Genomic DNA, 21,932 nt, shown 5'->3' on the forward strand with positions numbered 1-21,932 from the left:
AACTCTGTTTTAGAGGCGCCCCGCTTTTAATTCTGCAGCCAGATGCTCACACGCCCGAATACTGAGCGCCATAACTGTTAATGTGGTGCCGAGTGATCCGCCTGTCGGGAAGCTGGATGCATCCGTGACATACAGGTTGGGAACTTCCCAGCATTGCCCATACGGATTCAGATATGAAGTCGCTGGGTCGCTTCCCATTCTAGCACCCCCACTTTCATGTATGGCGGCGCCCACTACCAGACTTTTCGGAAACATTTTGCGCATGAACCACCGGATTGGCCAGACTTGTGCGGGATACATCCCAGCGCCTTTCTGCCCTAAACCTAAGGGGGAAGCCCAGAAATCAACCAGCCCGCCGCCACTTTCTATCATGTCAGCACTATCCTGGATTTGGCGCTTTAACATCGCCCGCTCGTTGGAATGGATGCCGCAACTGATGTGAGGAAGGGGAATACCCCATCGATCCTTTCTGGAATAATTCAGCGTAATCCGATTGTCTTCATAAGGAAGCATTTCACCGAAGCACATCATGGTGACAGGCAGATATCCCTGCGCATCCGGTCCATCATAACGCCCAATCGACCCCTGATAGGTATAGCCACCGGTGAAAGAGGCATCGTGATGATCGGCAGTATTTTCATATCGAGGCACATACATTCCCCCGGTCGCGCCAAATAAAGGATGTTCTGGAAGAGTTTCCGGCTGGCCTTCACGTACGATCGCAGGCCAGCGCCCAAACATCAGGCTGGCACATTGATCCATAAAATATCTACCCAGGACGCCTGAACTGTTTCCGAGCCCGGAAGGATGTCTTGCACTACGGGAATTCAGAAGCAGCCGGACACTTTCAATGGGGGAAGCGCAAACAACGACGGCTTTTGCGGAGATCGTGTGCCGTTTGCGAGTGCGGCGATGGACAAATGTTACGCCTCTCGCTCTTCCGCTGTCTGAATCGCTTTCAATCTTCTCCACAATCGCTTCAGACTGAAGTGTCGTGCGGCCACTCGCGAGAGCCGCTTCCAAGCCAGCAGGCAAAGGGGAGCTTTTGTAACGGTTGAACCGCCACGCCACTGTGTGTCGATCTGCCCACCGTGCCTTCAGAGCAGCTCGAAATCCTTTTTCTTCCGGCGTCAGGATCGCAGGCTCTGCCATGATTCCGTCGGGCGCGGTCTCTACACCGTCATCATTCCCGCAAATTCCAAGGAAACGCTCTACTTTCTCGTAGAACGGCGCAATGTCAGCGTAGGACAATGGCCAGTCTTCAGGTCCTGTTCCAAGACTTCGACCTTTGAAGTCTGTATCGGACCAACGAAATAAAACGCGCCCAAAGACGTGTAATCGCCCCCCTGTCTGCCTGCCGCGGATCCAGAGAAACGGCCTGTCTTTTGGTGTCGTGTAGCCATGTGCCCAATCATTGACGAAAAGATGCCGGAGTTGCTCTTTGAAAAATGCGACGCGGGCCTGAATAGGCTGCCCCAAGAGCGTTGCCTTCACACGAGGAAAAAGGGCTGTATGAGACCAGTTTCGACCAGAACGTGGCTCGACATCAGATTGCCTAAGCCGCTGGCCAGCCTCCAGAACCAACACCGATAGACCCTGTTCGGCGAGCTCTTTCGCAGCGAAACTGCCAGCAGCACCGGATCCCACAACGATCACATCATACACGGTGCGGTTCATGCAGACGCCCCTTCAAGGCTGTCATAAATCGTGTTGATGAATTGAACGCCGTCTTTCAGCGCCTCTTCTGGATTAGCGCAAGAATCCATCTCCAGAATTGGGCCACATTTTAGGGGAGATTTTTTTAATCGAGTGGCCAACTCCGCAAAATTGACGCTTCCCTGTCCTATCGGACGGAAATACGGTCGATGCTGGGCATAAATGGTCTCATTGATTTCAACTGAGATCGGCATCACACCTGACGCATCTTTCCAATGCATCGCCACCACACGCTCAAGATGTCGCTCCAGGAGTTTAACCGGATCTCCACCCTCAATGGTAATGTGCGCAGGATCCAGACAGAGAGAAACATAGCGTGGGTCAGTTAGAAGCATAAACAGATCCACATCTCGTGGAACGCAAAAAACGGAATTTGCTTCGGTGTGCAATGCGAGAGCTACGCCTGCACGAGCAGTCACAGCCCCCATACGATTCAACAGATCCGCCATAGGTTGGGCAAGCGCCATATCGACAAACTGAACCGGCTCAGAAAGCCATGTCGTACGGCAAGGAAGGCCGACAACCAGCACTTTTCCGCCAACGGAAGACAGGAATGCTGCTGCTTCGGCAACCGATGTGAGAATTTGCTTTTCTGCAGCGCGGTGCTCGGACAGTGGAATACGGTCGAGGTCTGCGAAAAAGCTGGACCATATAGAAAGGTCTCTATTTTTCAGTTCCTGTACCAGATTCTCTTTGGAACCAAAGGCTTCCATCGCATTTTTCCAGTCAAATGGAGGAAATGTCAGCTCTATCCCGCTTACACCCGTTCCTGCCTGAGTATCCAGAATTTTTGTCCAGAAGAAGGAAGGGTCTTTTTCTGCGAGACGTGCGATTTCGTCTTCGGAAGTTACCCCCCAGAACTCGGGATTATAAAACGTGATCAGATCAGTCCCGGTTTTCATACAGGCTCTTTCTGTTGCCGCTCTCTAAAGCTGAGGATCGGAATAGACGCACTTGAGATGAATTTTATTATGAAGAAGGAACGGATTGTGTGCAATCGTTTGCCATGAGGTACGTCACTGTAATTTTGCGAACACAATGAGCTGAAAGTCAGGGCGGGTCTAACTGGGTTAAGTGCTTTGGAGGCGCGCAATAGCGTCTTTTGTCTATAGCAAAAACTCAACTGGTCTGCCGCCGCGTATAATCAGGCGAGAAGGAACCATGATGAGATTCCTCCAATACGAGAGACAAGCCCTTATTAAGTAATGCGCGTTTGCCTACACTTCAGTGAGGCAGGCTGCCCCCAGCAATCCGGCTTCCGTCCCGAGTGTTGCCTGAATGAGAAGTGGCGCTTCAGTCGGGTAAAGAATTTTCTCTCTCACGGCACGATCGATCGCCGCTATAAGGCTCTTGGAGTTGCCCAAGCCGCCTCCCACCGGAATGATCGTGCATCCCGTAATGTTAACGACATGCGCGAGAGCAGCAGAAACGTAAGACAGGTAAACCGTCATCGTCCTTTCAGCTTGAAGGTCTCCTCCTTCCCACGCGGTCAGAATGCTGCGGCTATCGGAAACGTCTCCTCCAGCCCAGAGGTGCAGGCGCTCAAGCGCGCGGGCTCCTGCTATTGTGTCCAGGCACCCTGCCTGCCCACATCCACACTTAAAGAGTGGAACAATATTTGAATGATCAGGCTCACAATTCATGAATGGCGGTGGCAGCACAGTAGGAGAATGCCCCCATTCACCTGTGATTCCGCCCAGGCCAGTTACGATTTTCCCGCTGAGTATATGGCCGCCACCAATACCCGTTCCCAGAATAATGCCGAATACGTTTTGATGCCCCTTCGCGACGCCAAATCTTGCTTCCGCCAGAGCGAAACAATCTGCATCATTGGCAATCAGAACTCGCCTATTGGCCTTGGCTTGTAAGAACTCCCCTAAGGACGCTTGCTTAAGGCAGGGAATATTGGCGGCATGAACAATGCCAGTTTCAGGATTTTCAACACCTGCAATAGCGATATGCAGGGGAACTTCCGGCCATGGCCGACACAGTTCGACGAGAGCGTCTACAAACGCGGTCAGGTCATTAACTGGCGTCGGCACAGCGGTTCTGTGTTCCAGTTTGCCTCCTGGCCTCACAGCGGCAAAATCGATGAATGAACCACCTATGTCTGCACAGAGAATCATATATGCGTCCGCTTAAGAATGAGGCAGCCCCGTCTGAAACGTGCAGTAGCAGTCTCGTCGGCGAAGCAATTTTAGTGAGGCAGATTCACCACGTTCGTTATCCGGTTAAAGAGCGAGACGTTCTTTGTAAATATGTTGATGTAATTCTACGGTTTATAATTTAGATAAAAAATTATCTCACACCTAGCGTCTCCTGCGAGACGAGCAGGAAAACCAATGCTTTCAGCTGGCCACTACCAGATCCTCAGCACTCTCAGTCGTGAAGGCTCAAAAAGTCGAACCGAGCTGGCTCAATTCCTGGGGCTCAGCAAAGCGACTATTTCCGGATTGGTCCGAGATCTCCTCGACAAAGACATCCTCTCCGAACGGGAACTCGTTTTCGGAGTAGGTCGGCCGTCTGTCTCCCTCGCCGTCAGAGCGGATGCTGCCTGGTTTATAGGCATTTCCATGCAGGACGATCCGATGGTGCTCGTGCTGACCGATCTACACGGCACAGTACATGCACGTGTAGAGCTGCCTCGCCCAACCGATCCAGATGAGTGCATCAGTGCCCTTGCCAGAGCAACTGAGCAACTACGGCAGACCATGGGAGAAGCCGGAGACAAGCTTTCAGGGATTGGAATTGCGCTTCCCGGGTTCGTCTCTCGAGACAGACATACCTGCGTCGCTTGCACTGCCCTGGGGTGGAGGGACGTCAACATCGGCACAGCCATGGCAGAGAAGACCGGGCTACCGACATGGGTTGAAAACGATGCCAAAGCCCTGATCCTCGGTGAGGAACTCTTTGGGCCTCTCAGAGGGAGCCCCGATTTCAGCATGGTTTTCGTCAGCCACGGCATCGGCTGTGCGCATATCGTCAACGGGAAACTACTCTGGGGCAACTCGGGCGGAGCCGGAGAAATCTCACACGCCCCGGTAACGCTGGAAAATTCCGATGCCCTTCCCTGTCGATGCGGTAACAAAGGGTGCCTGGAGACAGTTGCGTCACTGCTCGCCATATCCAATTCAGCACGAAAGATTGGGCTTCCAACCAGCGCTCAGGAGCTCACAACTTTGGCTACAAGCGGCAACCCTGAAGCACTGACAATTCTGCATCGCGCAGGATCAGCCATGGGTATCGCGACAGCGCAACTCATCCAGATGCTGGATCCAAGCCACGTTGTAGTCATGCTCGACACAGCACTGAGAAACGGGGTCTATGGGCATGCACTTCTCCATGAAGCAGAATCCCACATTCTGAACCGCGTTGGCGCTCGGACCATGATCCACTTCCGCGATTTTGAGCCAGATAGCTTTGCGAGAGGGGCGGCAAGTTTGGCCGCACGATATTTCATTTTTGGCCAAGACGACGTTTGAAGCCACCCTAGACAAAAGAAACCACCAAAATTCGTGCTTTTTTAGCAACAGTTTTGAATGCAGATCGAAAATTGTTTTGTTCGCATTATGAATTAAGTTTCGCTTCTTTGAGACCTATTGCGTACTAAAACACGGCTCTGCATGATGATTGCCATAAAGAAACGAAAGATCGGCGCTGAGACGGGCCGTAGAGTGGAGTTGTCACAATGCGCATAACATTCCGTCAGCTTTTGGTTTCCTGTGTCACGATGGCTAGCCTCGTGAGCGTGAGTGCTAACGCACAGGATAACAAAGCTGCCCCCGCCTCATCCAAAGGCTCCTCAACCACCAAGGCTTCTGCCACGTCGCGACATTCCAACTCTTCAAGCCCAGGCCCCTCCGTTCTGGGGCAATTCACCCCGTCGGTAGAAGAGATTTCCGTTACAACCCATTCCCTATCGGCAACGGGCGTTACGAACCGCACCCCTGGCGGCGGTCTCATGCCGCATCAGACGGCTCCACGATCCCAGAGTGGAATCACGCGTGACTTTATCGCCAAGCAGTCACCCTCTTCCAATATCACGTCACTGGTTGCGGACCTTCCTGGCGTTACCGTTTCGAGTCAGGATCCCTACGGCATTACTGGCGATCATATTCAGATGCGGGGCTTGAACCAGACGCAGATTGGCTACCTGTTCGAAGGCGCTCCCCTCGCCGATCCGATCAACTATGCGCCTTATACCAGCACGCTGGTTGATACAGAGAACCTTGGGGCTGTCACGGTTTCTCAGGGATCGCCTGATCTAAATGCACCATTCTACAATGCTGTCGGTGGGCAGATCACAGCGTCTGCTCTCAATCCATCGAAGAAAGCTGGTGGCTTTATCGATGTTGCTGGCGGGTCATACAGCTTTAACAAAGAATTTCTTCGCCTCGAAACGGGCAATATTGGAAACTCGGGCATCCGTGGGTTCGTGTCATTCTCGCACACGAGTTATAACAACGGCGCCCGTGGACCAGGTGGCCTATTCCGTTATCACGTCGATTCAAAGTTCGTAAAAGAGTGGGGCGACGGAAACAGCATCTCAGCAATGTTCTCCTATAACCGTCAGCAGGCAACATCATGGCGGTCGCCAACGATGGCGCAGTGGAAGCAATACGGCGTCGGCTTTGCCTACTCCCCGACTTTCTCTCCGGGAAATGCCTCTTATTACAAGCTGAACCAGCAGAACCTGAATCAGCAGCTCGTCGTCGTGCCAATGCACTTTACACTCTCAGATCACCTGCATCTCCAGGTAACACCATACTATGTGCACCAGTTCGGTCCCTCTCTTGGTGGCGAGAACATTCCTGCGAGTGGCGGATATTACGGAACACAGCAATACGGTAATCTTGACCGTGGAACGGTTGTCAATGGCAACATCCTGACGTCCAGCCGTGACCCGTGGAATCAAAAGACTGGTGGCCTCAATACTTCTGCAGATTGGAACATCAGCAGAAGCAATACCTTCTCGTTCGGCTGGTGGTATGCGTATACAACACATGAAGAGCTTTCAGATTTCACGCCTGTCAACGCAAACGGTGTGGGGCTCTCAGGTGGCGTGATTCGACTAAACGGCAAGATCTTGTCCGGTTACGACCTGAATTTCATGCAGCAGGTCAACACGCTGTTTATTGCTGACACCCAGAAGCTGCTGAACGATAAGCTCACGCTTAGCGCGGGCTTCCGGGTTGCCATGGTGTCACGTCAGGGTACCAACCTAATCCCAGGCGCTGATCCTTACAAGATGCAGGGTAACTATTTCGAGCCGCTGCCGCAGTTCTCTGCCAGCTATCAGATCACCAAGCAGGATCAGATCTATATCAACGGCACCACGTCTTTCCGTGCACCAGAGTCTGTTGAAGCCTATTCCCAAATTTTCGATCCGAACTCCGCCCATGCTGTGATGCAGCCGCAGAGCCTGAAACCTGAATATTCGATCAGCGAAGAAATTGGCTATCGTCACCAGGACAAACTCTACAACTTTGCGATGTCACTGTTTAACATCAACATCACGAACCATCAGGTTACATCAACGGGCTACATCCCGGGTACGAACATGATGGTTGCGTCCCCGATCAATATTGGTGGCCAGACGTCTCGTGGTGTTCAGGCCGAATTTGGACTGGCGCGCTGGCACCACTTCAGCCCCTATGTGTCTGGTCAGTTCCTGCACTCCACGTTTGATAATGACTTCAACACAGGCAGCGGTCTCCTGCCGACGGCCGGCAAGATTGCGGTTGGCGCCCCGAAGTTCACTGCTGCAGTCGGCCTGAACTATGATGACGGGCACTTCTTCGGCAACTTTGATCTGCGATATGTGGACTCCCAGTACACGACGTTCATGAACGACCAGAAGATGCCGTCGTACATTACGTCAAACATCGCACTTGGTTACCGTATGAACTCTTATGGGCGTATCAAGCACCCACAGATTCAGTTGAACCTCACCAACCTTGGCGACAACCATTATCTATCCGGTTCGAGCTACACCTCCAATGCCAAGGCCCACCTGACTTCCACAGGTGCGACCGCAAATGCCAGCGCACCAGTTTATTATGTTGGTGGCGTGTTCGCGGCGATGGTCTCGCTTTCCACAGGCTTCTAATTCCCACGACAGGCTGCTGATCACATCAATACTGGTCAGCAGCCTATTGAGAGGGCGATCTTTTGTTCAAGTTTCCCATATCGAGCCCTGCCGGGGCTTATGGATGGCGGCCTGTTCTTATCATGGCCGCCCTTTTTTTCAGCATAGGGTTTGTTACCTGGCTGAATGGACCCCTCATCACTTTTGTACAGGTTGCCTTCAACCTTAGTGACGTGGCATCCTTTCTTGTTCCCGTGTGTTTTTATCTTGCATATTTTGTCTTTCCCCTTCCCGCGACCTTGCTATCCAAGCGGATTGGCTTGCGACATGGCCTGGTTGTATCGCTGGCCATTATGGCTCTTGGCACCGGCCTGTTCGGGGAGTGTGTTAACGCACGTTGGTATGCAGGGGCGCTCAGCGGATTGACTGTGATTGGCGCAGGTCTCTCGCTCCTTCAAATCACAATCAATCCCTATGTCAGCTTCCTTGGCGATCACGACCGTGCGGCTCAGCGAATTGCCATTATGGGGGTGGCGAACAAGTTTGCAGGCATTGTAGCCCCTGCCCTGTTCGCAATTATCGTCATGCCGCACGTCGGAGACGTTGCGGCCAGCATCCATAACACACCTGCCGGACCGGAACGTGACGCTATTCTCACAGGCTTTACCAATGCCGTACATACGCCGTACCGCGTGATGGCTGGCCTGCTCGGGCTGTTGGCATTTCTTGTTGCGCGATCTTCTCTCCCTGAAATTACAATGGAGCAAGACGTTCCAGCACAAAGTTCAGGGCGCCGCAGGAATTCGCTGAGACTAGCCACTGGGGTACTTGCCATGTTCCTCTACGTGGGCATTGAGGTTTTGGCAGGGGATGCGATTGGGCTTTTTGGGCGCTCTCACGGCCTCTCTCTCGATGTAACCAAGTATCTGACGGCTATGACGCTCGCATCAATGATGGCTGGATATCTTGTTGGTATGGTCGTCGTTCCGCAATTTATTAGCCAGGAACGCTACATGATTGTGTCTTGCATTGTTGGGATCCTCATCTGCCTGATAGCGCTAACGACACATGGGATCGCACCTGTGTTGTGTGTAGCATTACTGGGCTTCACCAATGCCATGATCCTACCTGCCCTCTTTCCCATTGTACTCGCAGAAGCCGGTGCTGACGGCGCAAAGGCAACAGCCTTTCTGGTCATGGCCTTTTCCGGAGGCGCTGTGCTCCCTCAGATCTTTGTTCATCTGATCCCAGAGCTTGGAACAACTTCGGCCTTTATGGGACTAGTAATCCCATCCTACCTCTTCATCGGGCTTTGGATGACTGTTATCCTGATAAAAACTCAACCAACGCTCGCTAACCTTGTCAAAACGCCTGCAGGAGCTCCCGAGGCATGAAAATCTTGATTTGCCCGGATGCGGCATCCGCTCGAACTGTCGCCGCCCATGTTTTGAAGCGTCAGATAGTGAAGAAACCCGCATCCGTCCTTGGGCTCGCAACCGGGCGCACAATGGAAGCAATCTATAAGCTTCTTGTTACGGAACACCGTAAAAGCAATTTGGATTTTTCGTCCGTAACAACATTCAATCTGGATGAATATATTGGGCTAGATGCTGCGAACGAGCAGTCTTACCATTATTACATGCAGGAGCATTTGTTTTCGAAAGTTAATGTTTCGCCGAACAGCACGCACGTTCCTAATGGTGCGGCAAGTGACGTAGACGCAGAAGCCAAAAATTACGAAGCCGCTATTGCTCAGGCTGGAGGTATCGACCTTCAACTTCTCGGGTTAGGCCAAAATGGACATATTGGGTTCAATGAACCACTTTCTTCACTAAACTGCCGAACACGCGCCATCACTCTTGCTCAGACCACACTTGAGCAGAACGCGGAGATGTTTGGGGGCAACCCAGACAGCGTTCCCTCTCGGGCCATCACGATGGGAACAGCAACAATCCTTGAGTCACATATGGCTCTCATGGTCGTCACGGGCCCAGCTAAGGCGCAAATTGCCGCACAGATGATTGAAGGGCCGGTTACTGCAGCTGTCCCAGGATCAGCATTGCAATACCATCCATCGTGCTTGGTCATTTTAGATGAAGACGCAGCATCCGCGTTAGTCGCGCGCGAAGCCATCGATTGGCAAATGAAGCACGATCCTGAACTGATGGCTTTGACGGATTGTCTGTAAGGCGTAGCGGGGCAAGATTTTTATTCTCTGCCCCGTCAATTTTCATCAGGTTCTCGACCATAATAGAAACAGAAGACTTAATCCGGCGCTGGGTATGAACCCCGTTGCGCCGGAAATAGCAAACCTTACCTGGCGCTTTGAACCAGTGCGTGAATTCCTGGAACGATAGCAATCAGCAAACCGCTCGGCGGAATAACGCGCTCCTTTCCTGCAAAGCTTGTTGGGTCGATCAACGTCAAATCCTGTTCCGCCAGCAAGTGCTGAGCCTTTTTGTGCCAGGCACGATTATGAGCTCCAGGTTCCATTGCCTCCAGCCCGATCAACGCCAATTGAGAGAGCTGCTTGGAGACAGGCTCAGCCAACTGGAGCTGAGGCGTCGTCGCAACTTGTGTATAAGCTGCATCATTAGCTGCCCAGACACTTAAGGAGGCTCGAAGCTCAGCGGCGGCACTCTTGTCCCCTGCGGCATAGCGCTTCGCCAGAGCGTTGAATTCTATGGCGCTGAAGCTATCCGGCGAAGCAATAGCGGCTGGACTTTTGAGCATCGCATCCCCTGTGGGGCCTGCCAAATGGTTCAACGCATAGTTCTGCACCGGCACGGTTACGGACGTTAGCACCGTAAGTGGAGTAATGTTGCTCGGTGTGAGTTCTGCAATCATCCGGTCCGTATGCTCGCGTGCGAGAAGGCCCGTGCTCTCGAGTTCATTCATGACAACGGGAAGCCTACGATACAGATCGTCAACATCCTGAACTGTTTCCGGCGACCAGAAGCGTTCAGCAATCGCTGCCGAACGCGGCCATAGCCGTGCATCCAGCATCTCATCAGATACAATTTCCGCCCACAACGGCGCTTCCCCGCCCAGGACCAGCTTGCGTTGGGCTTCGTCCAGAGGCGCCATATCCGGATCTGGAGCAAAAGCACGTTCCAGGCGATCCAACGTTTGATGACGCAGCCGCTCGGCGTCTTCAGCGCTTATATTAGCCGGGCGCGTCGCATCCGGATCAACGGCATAGTGGTTGGCTGAGGAGTACAGAAGATCCAGATAGTATCCGGCAGACACTACTACCGGATGGCCGGCCTTCGTGGCAGACCCAGTCCATTTCGCGTTTCGCCAGACTTCAACCACAACATCTTTCGGAATGGGCGCTTCGCTAACTTCGTCCCACCCCATCATGATCTTGCCTTGCGCGGCCAAAGCCTTTTCAATCTTGGCCGTGAAGGCTGCCTGAAGCGCTGGGACATCCTTATAGCCATTGGCCTTCATGTAAGAGACGATCGCCGGGTTATCCAGCCACTGCTGATCCTGAACCTCGTCCCCACCCGAATGGATGTAGCGATCCGGAAAAAGCCTTCCGATTTCGGCATAGAGATTTGCCGCAAAATCAATGACCTGAGGACTGACCGGGTTCAGTGCCGCGTTATTCAGATTGGGTCTGCGGCTACAGTTCGTCGTTGTCTGCCCATCCGCTGAACTCGTCGTACATGCTCTGCCCGCGGCATCAGTCACCAACACGGGTTGTTGCGCTGCCAGCTCTGGGTAGGCTTGCAAGAGAGAGAGAGTATGGCCGGGAATGTCGATCTCCGGAACCACCCTGATCCCACGATCGGCAGCATATTGGACAATGCTTCGGACCTGGGATTGCGTATAATACTGGTGATGGGCGCCAATATCCTGAAGCTTCGGGTAACGAAGGCTCTGGATCCGGAAGCCCGTCCCATCACTCAGATGCCAGTGTAGAACGTTGAGCTTTGTGAGTTCCATCGCATCAAGCTGGCGCTCCATAGTTTCGACAGACATGAAATGTCGGGAGACATCAATCATGAGGCCACGCCAGGAAAACCGCGGGGCATCCTGAATATCGCCCTCAGCAATCTGGCGACCTGACGGACCTGGCTGCACAAGCTGCAGAAGAGTAGCGAGGCCGTGGATCACGCCGGCCGGTCCACCTGCCTCAAGTTGAATATTCTGCCCCTTTACGGACAGACTGTATCCTTCCCGTTCATTTACCGTCAGATAAGCAGGGTCCTGCCCGGCTCGAATATGCAGGACGGTTTTGGGTTCGGTGTTATCTGAACCGCCATGTAATTTTTCCAGTCGGCCGAGAAACCGGGCCACGGCTCGCTGTTCAAGAGCTGTGGCTTTTCCGTCCCAAACGACCTTCACGCCTTGGAAGGGAACGGATCGACTGCTCAAACTCACGTGGGCGGGAACAGGCAGCAAAACCGGGCTGGAAGACAATGCCTCCTGGGATTGCGCATGCGCTTGAGACAAGGAAAATGCGCAGACACTACTGAGCAAGACCCCAGAAAGTGCGAGAGCGTGCTGAAGGCGTTTTTTCACAAACTGTTATCCTGATCAGTTAGGAGAGATTTTCGCGGTTCACATAAAACTTCATGAGACAGGGTCTCGGGGCGGTGATCCGAAGACGTCATAACTGCATCAATGCGTCAGGCTCATCGATGCAGTCGGGGGGGCTTAAAAAGGGAAAAACTTCGGCCATAATTCAGAGCAAAGTCTCTCATTCGACGTCATCTCTTCACTACTCCCCCGAAAGATTTTTTGTATTCTTATTACGGGATAGGAATTAAATCTCTGTCAATAGATTTTCATGTTGCATTAACAATGCCAAGATTGTTTAGGCGAAAAACTTAATCAAGAGCGGATAAAGCCCCTCTCAAAGCCCTATTTGGGTTCACACACACCACAATTTTGAAGCTCATGGATGACTTAGAAAACGATGCATCCATCGTTTTTCATTAGTCGTTTGCTCCACTCAAAAGATAATCCTCCTCGCTTCAGCATGAGAGCGCTGCCTGTAGAAAAACGAAGATGTATGATTTTTGAATCAGGGAAATCATTCTCGCGACATGTTTCCTTTGGAAGGAAAGACAGGCAACCCTTTGCACAGTCAAAGACGGAAAAGAATGCTGTCTTTTATCGATAAAACAATCACCCACGATGAATTTGCACAAAAATAATCGCAAATAATAGAAATATATATTCTAATTTCACATATATTTTATCAAAAAAAATAGGTTTGTATTTCGATTTAATCAAAGTAAATAATTGTGTGTCCGCAATAAGCCTCACGCCATAAATATGAAATCACCAGAATATTACTTTCTAGAATTTCAAAAAATTCTAATGTCCACCACAACGTTTGTGGCCAGTTCATCCGGCTTCTACTCTCCCCGGAAATGTTCTGTATCACTTCCTTGTGCCTGACTCCTATAAAGGGGGCGAGAAAATCAATGGCGTCTAAATCTGAAATTCTGATTGTTGGTGGTGGTGTTGCAGGCTTGGCCCTCGCGACGCGGCTTGGAAAAACCATGGGAAAACCGGGAAAGGCCCGCATCACGCTGATCGACAAAAGCTTTTCCCATGTTTGGAAACCAATGCTCCACTGCTTTGCGTCAGGCACAGTGGGAAACGAAAACGACCGTATCAATTTCATCACTCAGGCCAGCGGCCATCATTTCGAGTTCTGGCCTGGAGAAGTTGTATCACTTGATCGAGAAAAGCATGAAGTTGTCCTCAGCCCTCTTCATGCTTCCGATGGGACGGTGGTATTGGAAAGCCGAACTATTAAGTATGACACCATAGTCATCGCTATTGGCAGTTGCGCCAATGATTTCGGCACACCAGGCGTCAAGGAACACTGTCTTTCCATTGATAATCTGGTCGAAGCAAATGCTTTCAATGAAAAATTTCGAATGGAGCTTCTACGATCATTCGCGAATAATTCGGAACTGGATATCGCTATTGTTGGCGGCGGAGCAACGGGCACCCAACTCGCCGCAGAGTTACACAAAGCACTCGAAATAGTCGGGCCTTATAACCTCCATGCTTTTGGCAAACCGCCACCAAAACTGCGTGTCACACTCCTCCAGTCAGGGCCACGTATTCTTCCAGCCTTTCCGGAATCAGTGTCCGCAGCCGCCCAACAGGAACTGGAACGGATTGGGGTAACGGTTCGAACATCAGCTCGCGTTGCGGGAGCAAACTCAACAGGATTTATTCTGAAGGATGGCTCTCAAGTCTCGGCAAAACTTCGGGTCTGGGCTGCAGGTGTAAAGGCTCCCGAAGTTACGACAACTTATGGCGGACTTGCTCTGAACAAAACTGGGCAAATTCTGGTCAATCCAAACCTGTCTTCAATTGCAGATGACAGGATCTTTGCCATGGGAGACTGCTCATTCATCGAGAATGATCCCCTTCCCGCAACCGCACAGGTTGCCCGACAGCAGGCTCGGCATCTCGCACGTTACCTACCTGCCTGGATCGAAAAGGGTCAGAAGGTTCCAGCCTGTATTTTCCATAACAAGGGCGCCATTGTCGCCTTGGGCAAATACAACGGCTGGGCAGCGCTCCCTGGAGGCACCGTGTGGGGTGGCGGTGTGTCTCATGGTTTGTCAGCAAGGCTCGGACATTTGATGCTTTACAGAAAGCATCAAGTCGAAATTTTTGGCCTCTATCGCGGTCTGATCTCTTGTTATTCGGATTGGGTGGAGGGTTTCGTACGGCCTTCTGTGCGACTGGACTAAACGCAGCCATTAGCGGTTCAAGAGACCTCGGATAACATTTGCACCACGACGCGCTGCCCCCGGAGAACGATCGCCGAGCGACTTGTCAGCCATTTCTTTCTGTCGGTCACGGTACAGTCTATGGCGTTCGGGCGCGGCGCGGATGACATTTAGAAGATCCTTGGGGTCATCCACGACATCTCCGAAGTGCCAGTGCGCAAAATCAGGGTTGTTTCGCCAATCAATCTGATGAGCATTCAGGAAAACGCACGGCCGAGGCGTCTCCAGAAATTCGTAAACCTGACTACTCACATCTCCTACGTAAATATCAGCAGCAGACGTGTACGTCATATCGACACAGCGCTCAGATCCAGTGTCGATCAGTATTTGAGAATTGCTTCGCCCGTTCCAGCTATCTCGAACTAATTGTCTGCGCCGCCTGAACATCTTTGTGTGGGGCGCAACAATCAAATTAAAATCAGACTGCTCGGAAAACTGCTCAAGCAGAGGCTCAATAAACCGTTTCCAGGATGACAGCCCCCTCGCCTTATGAGCATTGTAAAGCACCGTAGGGCGTTGAATGGAAAAGAACCGTGTTACATCGGGAAAGAGCTTGCAGGTCTCAAGCTTGACTGATCCGATCACTGAATGATTTTCAGGCTTGATCAGCGCGTTTTCCAGCATTCTTTGAGCCGATTTTTGGCCCGACAGAAGAACATGATCAAATGCTTTGACTTCGCTGGTGAAGCCACGCGCGCGATCACCGCAGCCATGTGGAATATAGATCAATTGAGGAGAGGAAATACCAAGTCGCCTTGCGGATGCAACAGTATCTTCAACCGTCACAATGGCATCGTATCGATCCAGCTCCGCAGCATTATCGCGCAGCACCATATCCTTGAACATTCCCAGAATACGGATGGACTGCATCGCAGCGGTCGGTAACGATCGACGTAGTGGCCGATATTCCATTTCAGGAGCTCCAGCCGCGTAACGAACTCTTTCTAGGTGATAAGGTGTTTCCGGATCGTTGTAAAAGTTTGTAATATTGACTTTGTCAGATTGAGCTAATTCCAGCGCAATTGCCGCAGCGTGATAACACTGATAAGATTCAGCAATGTACAGAAATGCAACGTTCTTCATGTCTAAATATATAGTTTTCTCTCATTTGGTAAGCAAGCACCATTGAATACCATGTCACGAGAAAACGGATTACTGAAACGTACGCTGTCAAATCTTGCATGGCTCCTGGCAGGCAAAGGCGTTGGCGCAGTTCTGAGTCTGATTTATCTGGGACTGGCCGTTCGAACGCTGAAGAGCGAAGGTTTTGGCCAGTTCACCCTTGTGTTCAGCACAGCCCAGGCCATCGCTGCGTTCGTCAGTTTTCAGACGTGGCAAATTATTATCCGGTATGGCGTGCGTCACGTAACGGCACAGGATGAAAGCGCCCTTTCACGCCTTACAGGATTCTGTATCGGCCTTGATGTATCCGGGGGCATCGCCGGATGCCTCATTTCATGGGGCGGGGTTACTCTTCTGGGCCCACTGCTTGGTTGGTCCAACGCCCTGTCCAATGCCGCACTTGCGTTCTGCTTTGTTATCCTACTGTCAGTCCGGTCCACCGCTGTTGGTCTGTTGCGGCTGCACGACCGTTTCGGTGTAGGAGCCATGGCTGATGCTGTTACCCCGATCGCACGGTTTATTGGTGCGATTGCCGCAACCTTGTGGAATCCAACAGTCACTGGCTTTCTTATCGCCTGGGCTATCGCCGATATTATAACAGCAGTCGCTTACTGGGTGTGCGTCCTGTGGACCATGCCACGATCTCTTCGCATGAGTGATCTCCGGCAAGGGTGGCAAGCCCCGCGAGAGAACCCGGGGATTTGGCGTTTCACCTGGCTTACAAATCTGAATTCAATCATCGGGACAGGCTGCAATAATATCGTATTATTGCTTGTTGGTATTTTTACAGGTGCCACTGACGCAGGCCATTACCGTTTGGCTTACCAGCTGAGTCAGGCACTTGTCCGCGTATCAGAAATGTTTTCCCGAGCGGTATTGCCAGAGCTTGCCCGTGCCCATGCCAGTCAGGAAGCTGATAACATAAGACTATTACTTCGCCGTTCGACCGGTCTTGCAATCGTCGTAACCGTGGTTATCGCGGTAGCGCTTGCGGCCGGGGGGCGTCCGGTTCTTCAGTTAGTGGCCGGACATGCTTATTTAACGGCGTTCCCTCTGCTCGTGACGCTTGGCATTGCCGCCTCCTTGGACCTTATAGGCGTAAGCTTTGAACCAGCCCTTATTGCGACTGGTCACGCAGGCCGGGCACTTCAGGTTCGCATTGCTCGAACGGGGGTTTTGTTCGCAACGCTTGCTGTTCTGATGCCATATCTTGGCACTATGGGCGCCGCCTTAGGCATGGTGGCTTCAGCAATTCTTGGCCTTGGGCTTTCTGCCATTACAACCAGCAAGGCGCTGGCAAAGGCCCAGAAACTCTCTGATACGCTCACCAACAGGCCTTGAACGGAAATCTTACTCAGCCATCTGGTCAGAGCCGGAAAGAGAGAGTAGCACATCCGGTATGGATCGCCGGATCAGGAACTCAGCATATCTATTGGGCTTTTGGCCCTTGGTGCTGCTTGCCTTATTGGCACGCCTGACGTTTGGTAGCCTTGTAACAACGTCGTCAGTCGTTGACGATTCCTTAAACGAACTCAAAAAATTAAGCATTTTCTGTGCGTCGCAGGATGCCTCGTCCGATCCAGGCACACATCATCATCAGAACAATCAACAGGACGACGCGTTCCTGCTGTCTGATGCTCTGGATCTTTTCCAGCTAACAATCGCTTTCTGCACGCTCATAGCGTTGAGCATGGCATTCGTTCACCGCGTCTGGATGTTTGCGCCAATTCGCGGGCCACCTAGTCCCGAACGCACCTCTCAATGCCCCCAGGGCCCTCCCGTCTGATCTGAACTGCAAAAGCCACTCGCCTGCAAAACGCATGCGGGTTTTCGTGCTGTCTATCCAGGTTCAGACCAATGCCTCACTCTATGTATCGCTCTTCCCACCTGCTTGCAGGCGTGATGACCTGCGCCGTCCTCTGCTTCTCTCCTGCCATGTCTGCCCCCCTCCGGCATGAGAGAGGTACGTCTCTCAAAGACAATCGGCGCAAACCCCACTCTCCCCCCAAACAATCCTCACCTCTTACCAAACCAGAAGTTATTACCGTCACCGCAGCCAATCATGCACCGGCGACGGCACATCCGGCCGGGCAGACGACTTACAGTTCAGACCGCAGCAATTTTGGTAATCAGGTGGGACAAAGCGTCGCGGACATGGTGGTTACCATTCCAGGCGTCAGTTTCACCCAAGGCAATGGGCCGCGTGATACAGTCGTTTCTGTCCGCGGGTCGGGAGATCGGCAGTCCTATGGGCTAAAGAACCTGCAGGTGCTGGAAGACGGCTTTCCCATGACGCAACCAGACGGCACCGCAAGAGCCGATCTGATTGACCCCCATGCTTATCAGGGGGTGGACGTGTTTGAAGGGCCGGCGTCTACCCTTTACGGAAATTATGCGATCAATGGTGCAATCAATTTCCGAACCCGCAAGGGCACGGACATCCACGGGCTGGAATTAGGATCGGATTTCGGCAGCTTCGGTATGTTCAACAACTACGCGACGCTCGGACTTGGTAACCAGCGTTATGACCTTATGGTATTCGCGAGCGATGTCCGTGGAAATGGGTTTATCGCTAACAGCCGCTACAATACGTCAACAGAAAACGTCCGACTTCGGGTCAATCTGACATCTTCAGACCGTCTCATCCTGAAGTTCGTCAACAACGTGACAGACGCGTCCCTACCTGTTCGCCTGTCTTTGAACCAGTATCGCGCAAATCCTTATCAGAATGGGTGTTACAATACATCCAATTCCCGCGCTGGGTGCGCTTCCGTCAACCTGCTGGTTAATGGCCGGTATGGCAGCAAAGTTACTATGAGTCCCGAGGCTGCTGGTCTGGGTCGCTTTGATCGCCGTACCGTTACAGGACTTCGTTGGGAGCATGATTTTAACGAGCAGACGACCTGGCGCAACCAGTTCACATACGATCAGCGCCACGTAGACCAACCCACCTCACCAACGTCTTTCGTAGGCCCCTACAACTCCTATAACGTCAGCAGCGACGTTACCAATCACGCCCGGATCGGGGCAACATCCCTCGATACATTCGGCGGACTGGGTTTTGATTATCTCGACTACGGATATCAGACGTACAACGTCATGCCGTTAGGCGGTGCCACGCGGGGTGCCATGAGTTCTGCTTCCTACGGACATCAGTCAAATATCGGCGCACGTTTCCAGGAAGACTGGCACTTTGCACCCGGTTGGCATGCTGTTGTTGGACTAGGAGGTACATACTCAGATATCGGCGCCACTGAGACGTTATACGGATATTCAGCATCTGGCATGAACAGCCAATACGTCACCGCCAACCGGTTCTACTTCAATCTCGCGCCTGAAGGTGCTCTGATTTATGATCCGAGCGAACACTGGACTTTCCATACACGCGTTGGCACGGCTTATGGCACACCGTCATCTTCCAATTTCTTCATCACGCCCCAAGGGCAATATGGAAATAATACGCAACTGAAGAGCCAGACGAGTGTCGGAGTTGACCTCGGCGCGGATTGGCACCCCACAGCCACAACACATCTTCAGGTCACAGGATTTTACGAGTTTTACAACAATGAACTCGTCAATCAGTCTGCAGGCGTCAACGCTGTTGGGGCCTATACATTCAACGCTCCTGCCTCACAGCATCGAGGTATTGTTTTGGGTGCTGACTGGAAGCCTCTTCCCCATACCCTGCCCGGTGGACGGATCTCGCTCAGCTATACCTATGATAATCAGGTCTACACAAACTATACGGAAGTTCTTTCCGATAGCACTGCCTCAAAGCGTTTCAGCCGGAGTGGAAAATACATCCCGGGCGTCATTCCTAACTTCCTAAACGCCCGTTTCCTTTACGATCAGCCTTCTGGCCCTTTAGAGGGCGTTGGGGGATATGCAGAAGTCACCTGGCGTGATGCCTATTGGCTAGACAATGCCAATCGCCTGAAAGCGCCCGGATATGCCCTTCTAAATCTGGAGATGCATTACGATCCCCCCGCGCGGATGGGATGGGCGCATCGCCTGCACTGGTATTTCGAAGTACAGAACGCCACAAACCAGACCTATGTGTCAGGTGCTACAAATATCAGCGATCAGTTGCAGGCAAACGGGCAAGAAGAGACGGCAGCCACACTGATGAATAGCACTGGATCGATTTATGCGGGCTCCCCCCGGGCATATTTCGGCGGCGTACGGATAAAACTGTGATGCGCACGAATATAAAACATTATCTGGCTTCCTTTGGCCCGGACCGCCTTACAGTATGGCGATGGCATTTTTTTGCGGGACTGTTTTGTCTCCCCTTTGTCGCTCTTTTGTGTCTCACAGGCAGTATTTACCTGTTCAAACCACAAATTGAGGGATGGATTGACTGGAAATACGATCACCTGCCAGCAGCAATAGCCTCATCGCCTCAGGAGGACGTCAATTCTGCTCTGAAAGCTGTGCCCGGTGGCAGTTTTCTCGCATACGAACTTCCTACGTCCCCACACAGTGCTGCCCGCATTCTGGTCAATCGTGCCGATGGTGAGGCCGTGCGAGTTTATGTGGAACGGAACCACCATGCCGTCCTGAAAACCGTGCTCGAAGAGGATCGGTTTGAGCGATTGGTTTTCAAACTCCATGGGCAGCTTTTACTGGGCAATCTGGGCTCAGTTATCATGGAAATGGTTGCATCATGGACGATCGTACTTGTGGTATCGGGCCTCTGGTTATGGTGGCCGAGAAATCAACGCGGCTTGGCTGGTGTGCTGTATCCGCGCCTTACTCAGACTGGGCGGGCACGCTGGAGGGATCTTCATGCTGTGACAGGCGTCTGGGTTTCCATCGTGCTGACACTGTTTCTGATATCGGGCCTTCCCTGGTCTTATGTCTGGGGACATGCCCTTCTTTCTGTCGAGAATACTGTCGGCCACATCACATCAGTGAAAGACTGGGAAATTGGAGCGGTGCCGGCCCAAGAGACGATAGCCGGCCACCCGATGGTCTCACATCATGAAGACATGCCCGGAATGGACATGTCAGAGGATATGCCGTCACAGGTGAACTTGGATGGCCTGAATAATGTGACCCGAACAGCAGAAAAGCTGTCCCTTGCTGCTCCTGTTCTTATCACCCCCCCGGCTAACTCTGATGATGTCTGGACCATTAGATCCGACGCCCAAAACCGGCCTCTCAGAGAAAATGTGAAAGTGATGGGAGACGGGCATATTATTGCGAGAGAACCGTTCTCTCACAAGGCAGCCATTGACCGTGTCATAGGATATGGCGTTGCAGCGCATGAGGGGCATCTGTTCGGTTGGGCAAACCAGTTGCTCAACCTTCTGGTCGCCCTCGGCCTCCTGCTGATGAGTTGTGCCGCGACAGTCCTGTGGCTTAAACGTAGGCCCGACGGGGAATTTGGAGCGCCGCCCGTTCTTCCATCGTCTAAAATGGGTCTGATTGCGATCGGGGTGCTTTGCATCCTTGGCATTCTGTTACCCGAGTTGGGCATATCTCTGATCTGCATAGCAGTGGCTGGAAAGCTCTCGCGTTTGAAAGCATCACGAGTGAGCAGGTAAGAGACGCTTTAAATCTGTCGCTATCTGATGTGCGCTGGAATCAACCGGTATCATTCCGACCAGATGGTTCCGACCGTCCATCAGATAGAGCAACGAGCTGTGGTCAATCAGGTATTCAGGCCCCATGCCAGAATGATGCTGCATCTTTACGTGAAAGGCTTCCATAACAGGCTGAAGCTGGTCAGCCGTGCCTGTCAGCCCGATAATCCTGGGGGAAAAATTCTCTACGTAATCCTCAACGACTTTCGGGGTATCGCGTGTCGGATCAACGGAGATGAAAATGGGAGTCACAGATTTACCCTGCACGCTTATCTCATCGAGAGCTGATGAAACTGTTTCAAGCGTCAAGGGGCAGACATCTACACAGTGCGTGTAGCCAAAATAAATCAGAGTATAACGCCCTGCAAAATCTGACTGACTAACGGGATGTCCTTGCCCGTCAATCAATGCATAAGGGCCGCCAACTGCTGTCGTATGATGTGAGGTCAGGAAGGTCCTGAATGCTGCAGCGCCCACGAGCAACGCGAATGTAATGCTGACAATCAAGACAAGAGCTTTTCTGTCCTGCCGCAAAGGGGCGGCAGCTCTCTTGGCAGGATTTTTTTTGCGGGTCGGACGCCGTTTCATGGGGCATTCATAGCAAATGCCAATGCGCTATGCACAACATGTTTGTTACGCGGCAGA

14 protein-coding genes are annotated in these 21,932 nt (G+C 52.2%); 8 read left to right on the forward strand and 6 right to left on the reverse strand.

Features of this window, described 5'->3' with window-relative positions; translation table 11 throughout:
- Positions 1-9: 9 nt before the first annotated feature.
- The 3 genes from R5H23_RS03085 to R5H23_RS03095 all read right to left on the reverse strand — a co-directional run bounded on the left by R5H23_RS03085 (position 10) and on the right by R5H23_RS03095 (position 3,842).
- A complete protein-coding gene (locus R5H23_RS03085; RefSeq protein WP_317214309.1) occupies positions 10-1,677 on the reverse strand; it encodes a GMC family oxidoreductase in 1,668 nt (555 codons plus the stop codon).
- Positions 1,674-2,618 carry a sugar phosphate isomerase/epimerase gene (locus R5H23_RS03090; protein ID WP_317214310.1) on the reverse strand — a complete coding sequence of 315 codons (945 nt, stop codon included), beginning with the start codon at positions 2,616-2,618 and terminating at the stop codon, positions 1,674-1,676. Before R5H23_RS03090 ends, R5H23_RS03085 begins: the two co-directional genes overlap by 4 nt.
- Before the next feature lie 315 nt (positions 2,619-2,933).
- Positions 2,934-3,842 carry an ROK family protein gene (locus R5H23_RS03095; RefSeq protein ID WP_317214311.1) on the reverse strand — a complete coding sequence of 303 codons (909 nt, stop codon included), beginning with the start codon at positions 3,840-3,842 and terminating at the stop codon, positions 2,934-2,936.
- Positions 3,843-4,058: 216 nt separating this feature from the next.
- Between R5H23_RS03095 and R5H23_RS03100 the strand changes: the two genes are divergently transcribed.
- The 4 genes from R5H23_RS03100 to nagB all read left to right on the forward strand — a co-directional run bounded on the left by R5H23_RS03100 (position 4,059) and on the right by nagB (position 9,992).
- Entirely contained in the window at positions 4,059-5,198 is a 1,140-nt protein-coding gene (locus R5H23_RS03100; protein WP_046901815.1) for an ROK family transcriptional regulator, read from the forward strand.
- A 206-nt stretch (positions 5,199-5,404) separates the two neighbouring features.
- Complete coding sequence (locus tag R5H23_RS03105) at positions 5,405-7,825, forward strand: TonB-dependent receptor (protein ID WP_202207830.1); 2,421 nt, start codon at positions 5,405-5,407, stop codon at positions 7,823-7,825.
- A 122-nt stretch (positions 7,826-7,947) separates the two neighbouring features.
- Positions 7,948-9,198: a glucose/galactose MFS transporter gene (gene gluP / locus R5H23_RS03110; RefSeq protein ID WP_317214312.1), complete on the forward strand. Its 1,251-nt coding sequence runs from the start codon at positions 7,948-7,950 to the stop codon at positions 9,196-9,198.
- Positions 9,195-9,992 (forward strand): glucosamine-6-phosphate deaminase, encoded by a 798-nt coding sequence (nagB, locus tag R5H23_RS03115; protein WP_317214313.1) that lies wholly within the window; start codon positions 9,195-9,197, stop codon positions 9,990-9,992. Before gluP ends, nagB begins: the two co-directional genes overlap by 4 nt.
- A 125-nt stretch (positions 9,993-10,117) precedes the next feature.
- On the opposite strand, the gene R5H23_RS03120 is transcribed toward nagB, so the two are convergent.
- Positions 10,118-12,334 (reverse strand): family 20 glycosylhydrolase, encoded by a 2,217-nt coding sequence (locus R5H23_RS03120; RefSeq protein ID WP_317214314.1) that lies wholly within the window; start codon positions 12,332-12,334, stop codon positions 10,118-10,120.
- Positions 12,335-13,245: 911 nt separating this feature from the next.
- Between R5H23_RS03120 and R5H23_RS03125 the strand changes: the two genes are divergently transcribed.
- On the forward strand, positions 13,246-14,538 hold the full coding sequence (locus tag R5H23_RS03125; RefSeq protein ID WP_317214315.1) for an NAD(P)/FAD-dependent oxidoreductase: 1,293 nt from the start codon (positions 13,246-13,248) through the stop codon (positions 14,536-14,538).
- Between the two features lie 9 nt (positions 14,539-14,547).
- Here R5H23_RS03125 and R5H23_RS03130 read toward each other — a convergent pair whose 3' ends face one another.
- On the reverse strand, positions 14,548-15,489 hold the full coding sequence (locus tag R5H23_RS03130; protein WP_317214316.1) for a CDP-glycerol glycerophosphotransferase family protein: 942 nt from the start codon (positions 15,487-15,489) through the stop codon (positions 14,548-14,550).
- Positions 15,490-15,711: 222 nt separating this feature from the next.
- On the opposite strand from R5H23_RS03130, the gene R5H23_RS03135 reads away from it, so the two are divergent.
- The 3 genes from R5H23_RS03135 to R5H23_RS03145 all read left to right on the forward strand — a co-directional run bounded on the left by R5H23_RS03135 (position 15,712) and on the right by R5H23_RS03145 (position 21,248).
- On the forward strand, positions 15,712-17,040 hold the full coding sequence (locus tag R5H23_RS03135) for an oligosaccharide flippase family protein (protein ID WP_317214317.1): 1,329 nt from the start codon (positions 15,712-15,714) through the stop codon (positions 17,038-17,040).
- Positions 17,041-17,556: 516 nt separating this feature from the next.
- Positions 17,557-19,896: a TonB-dependent receptor domain-containing protein gene (locus R5H23_RS03140; RefSeq protein ID WP_317214318.1), complete on the forward strand. Its 2,340-nt coding sequence runs from the start codon at positions 17,557-17,559 to the stop codon at positions 19,894-19,896.
- A complete protein-coding gene (locus R5H23_RS03145) occupies positions 19,896-21,248 on the forward strand; it encodes a PepSY domain-containing protein (RefSeq protein WP_317214319.1) in 1,353 nt (450 codons plus the stop codon). The genes R5H23_RS03140 and R5H23_RS03145 overlap by 1 nt, the downstream gene beginning before the upstream one ends.
- Here R5H23_RS03145 and R5H23_RS03150 read toward each other — a convergent pair.
- Positions 21,231-21,875, reverse strand: coding sequence for an SCO family protein (locus tag R5H23_RS03150; protein WP_317214320.1), 645 nt, complete (start codon positions 21,873-21,875; stop codon positions 21,231-21,233). The two genes, R5H23_RS03145 and R5H23_RS03150, sit on opposite strands and share 18 nt — an antisense overlap.
- Positions 21,876-21,932: the final 57 nt, after the last annotated feature.

Source organism: Gluconobacter sp. GP1 (assembly GCF_032913585.1).
Lineage (GTDB): Bacteria > Pseudomonadota > Alphaproteobacteria > Acetobacterales > Acetobacteraceae > Gluconobacter > Gluconobacter cerinus.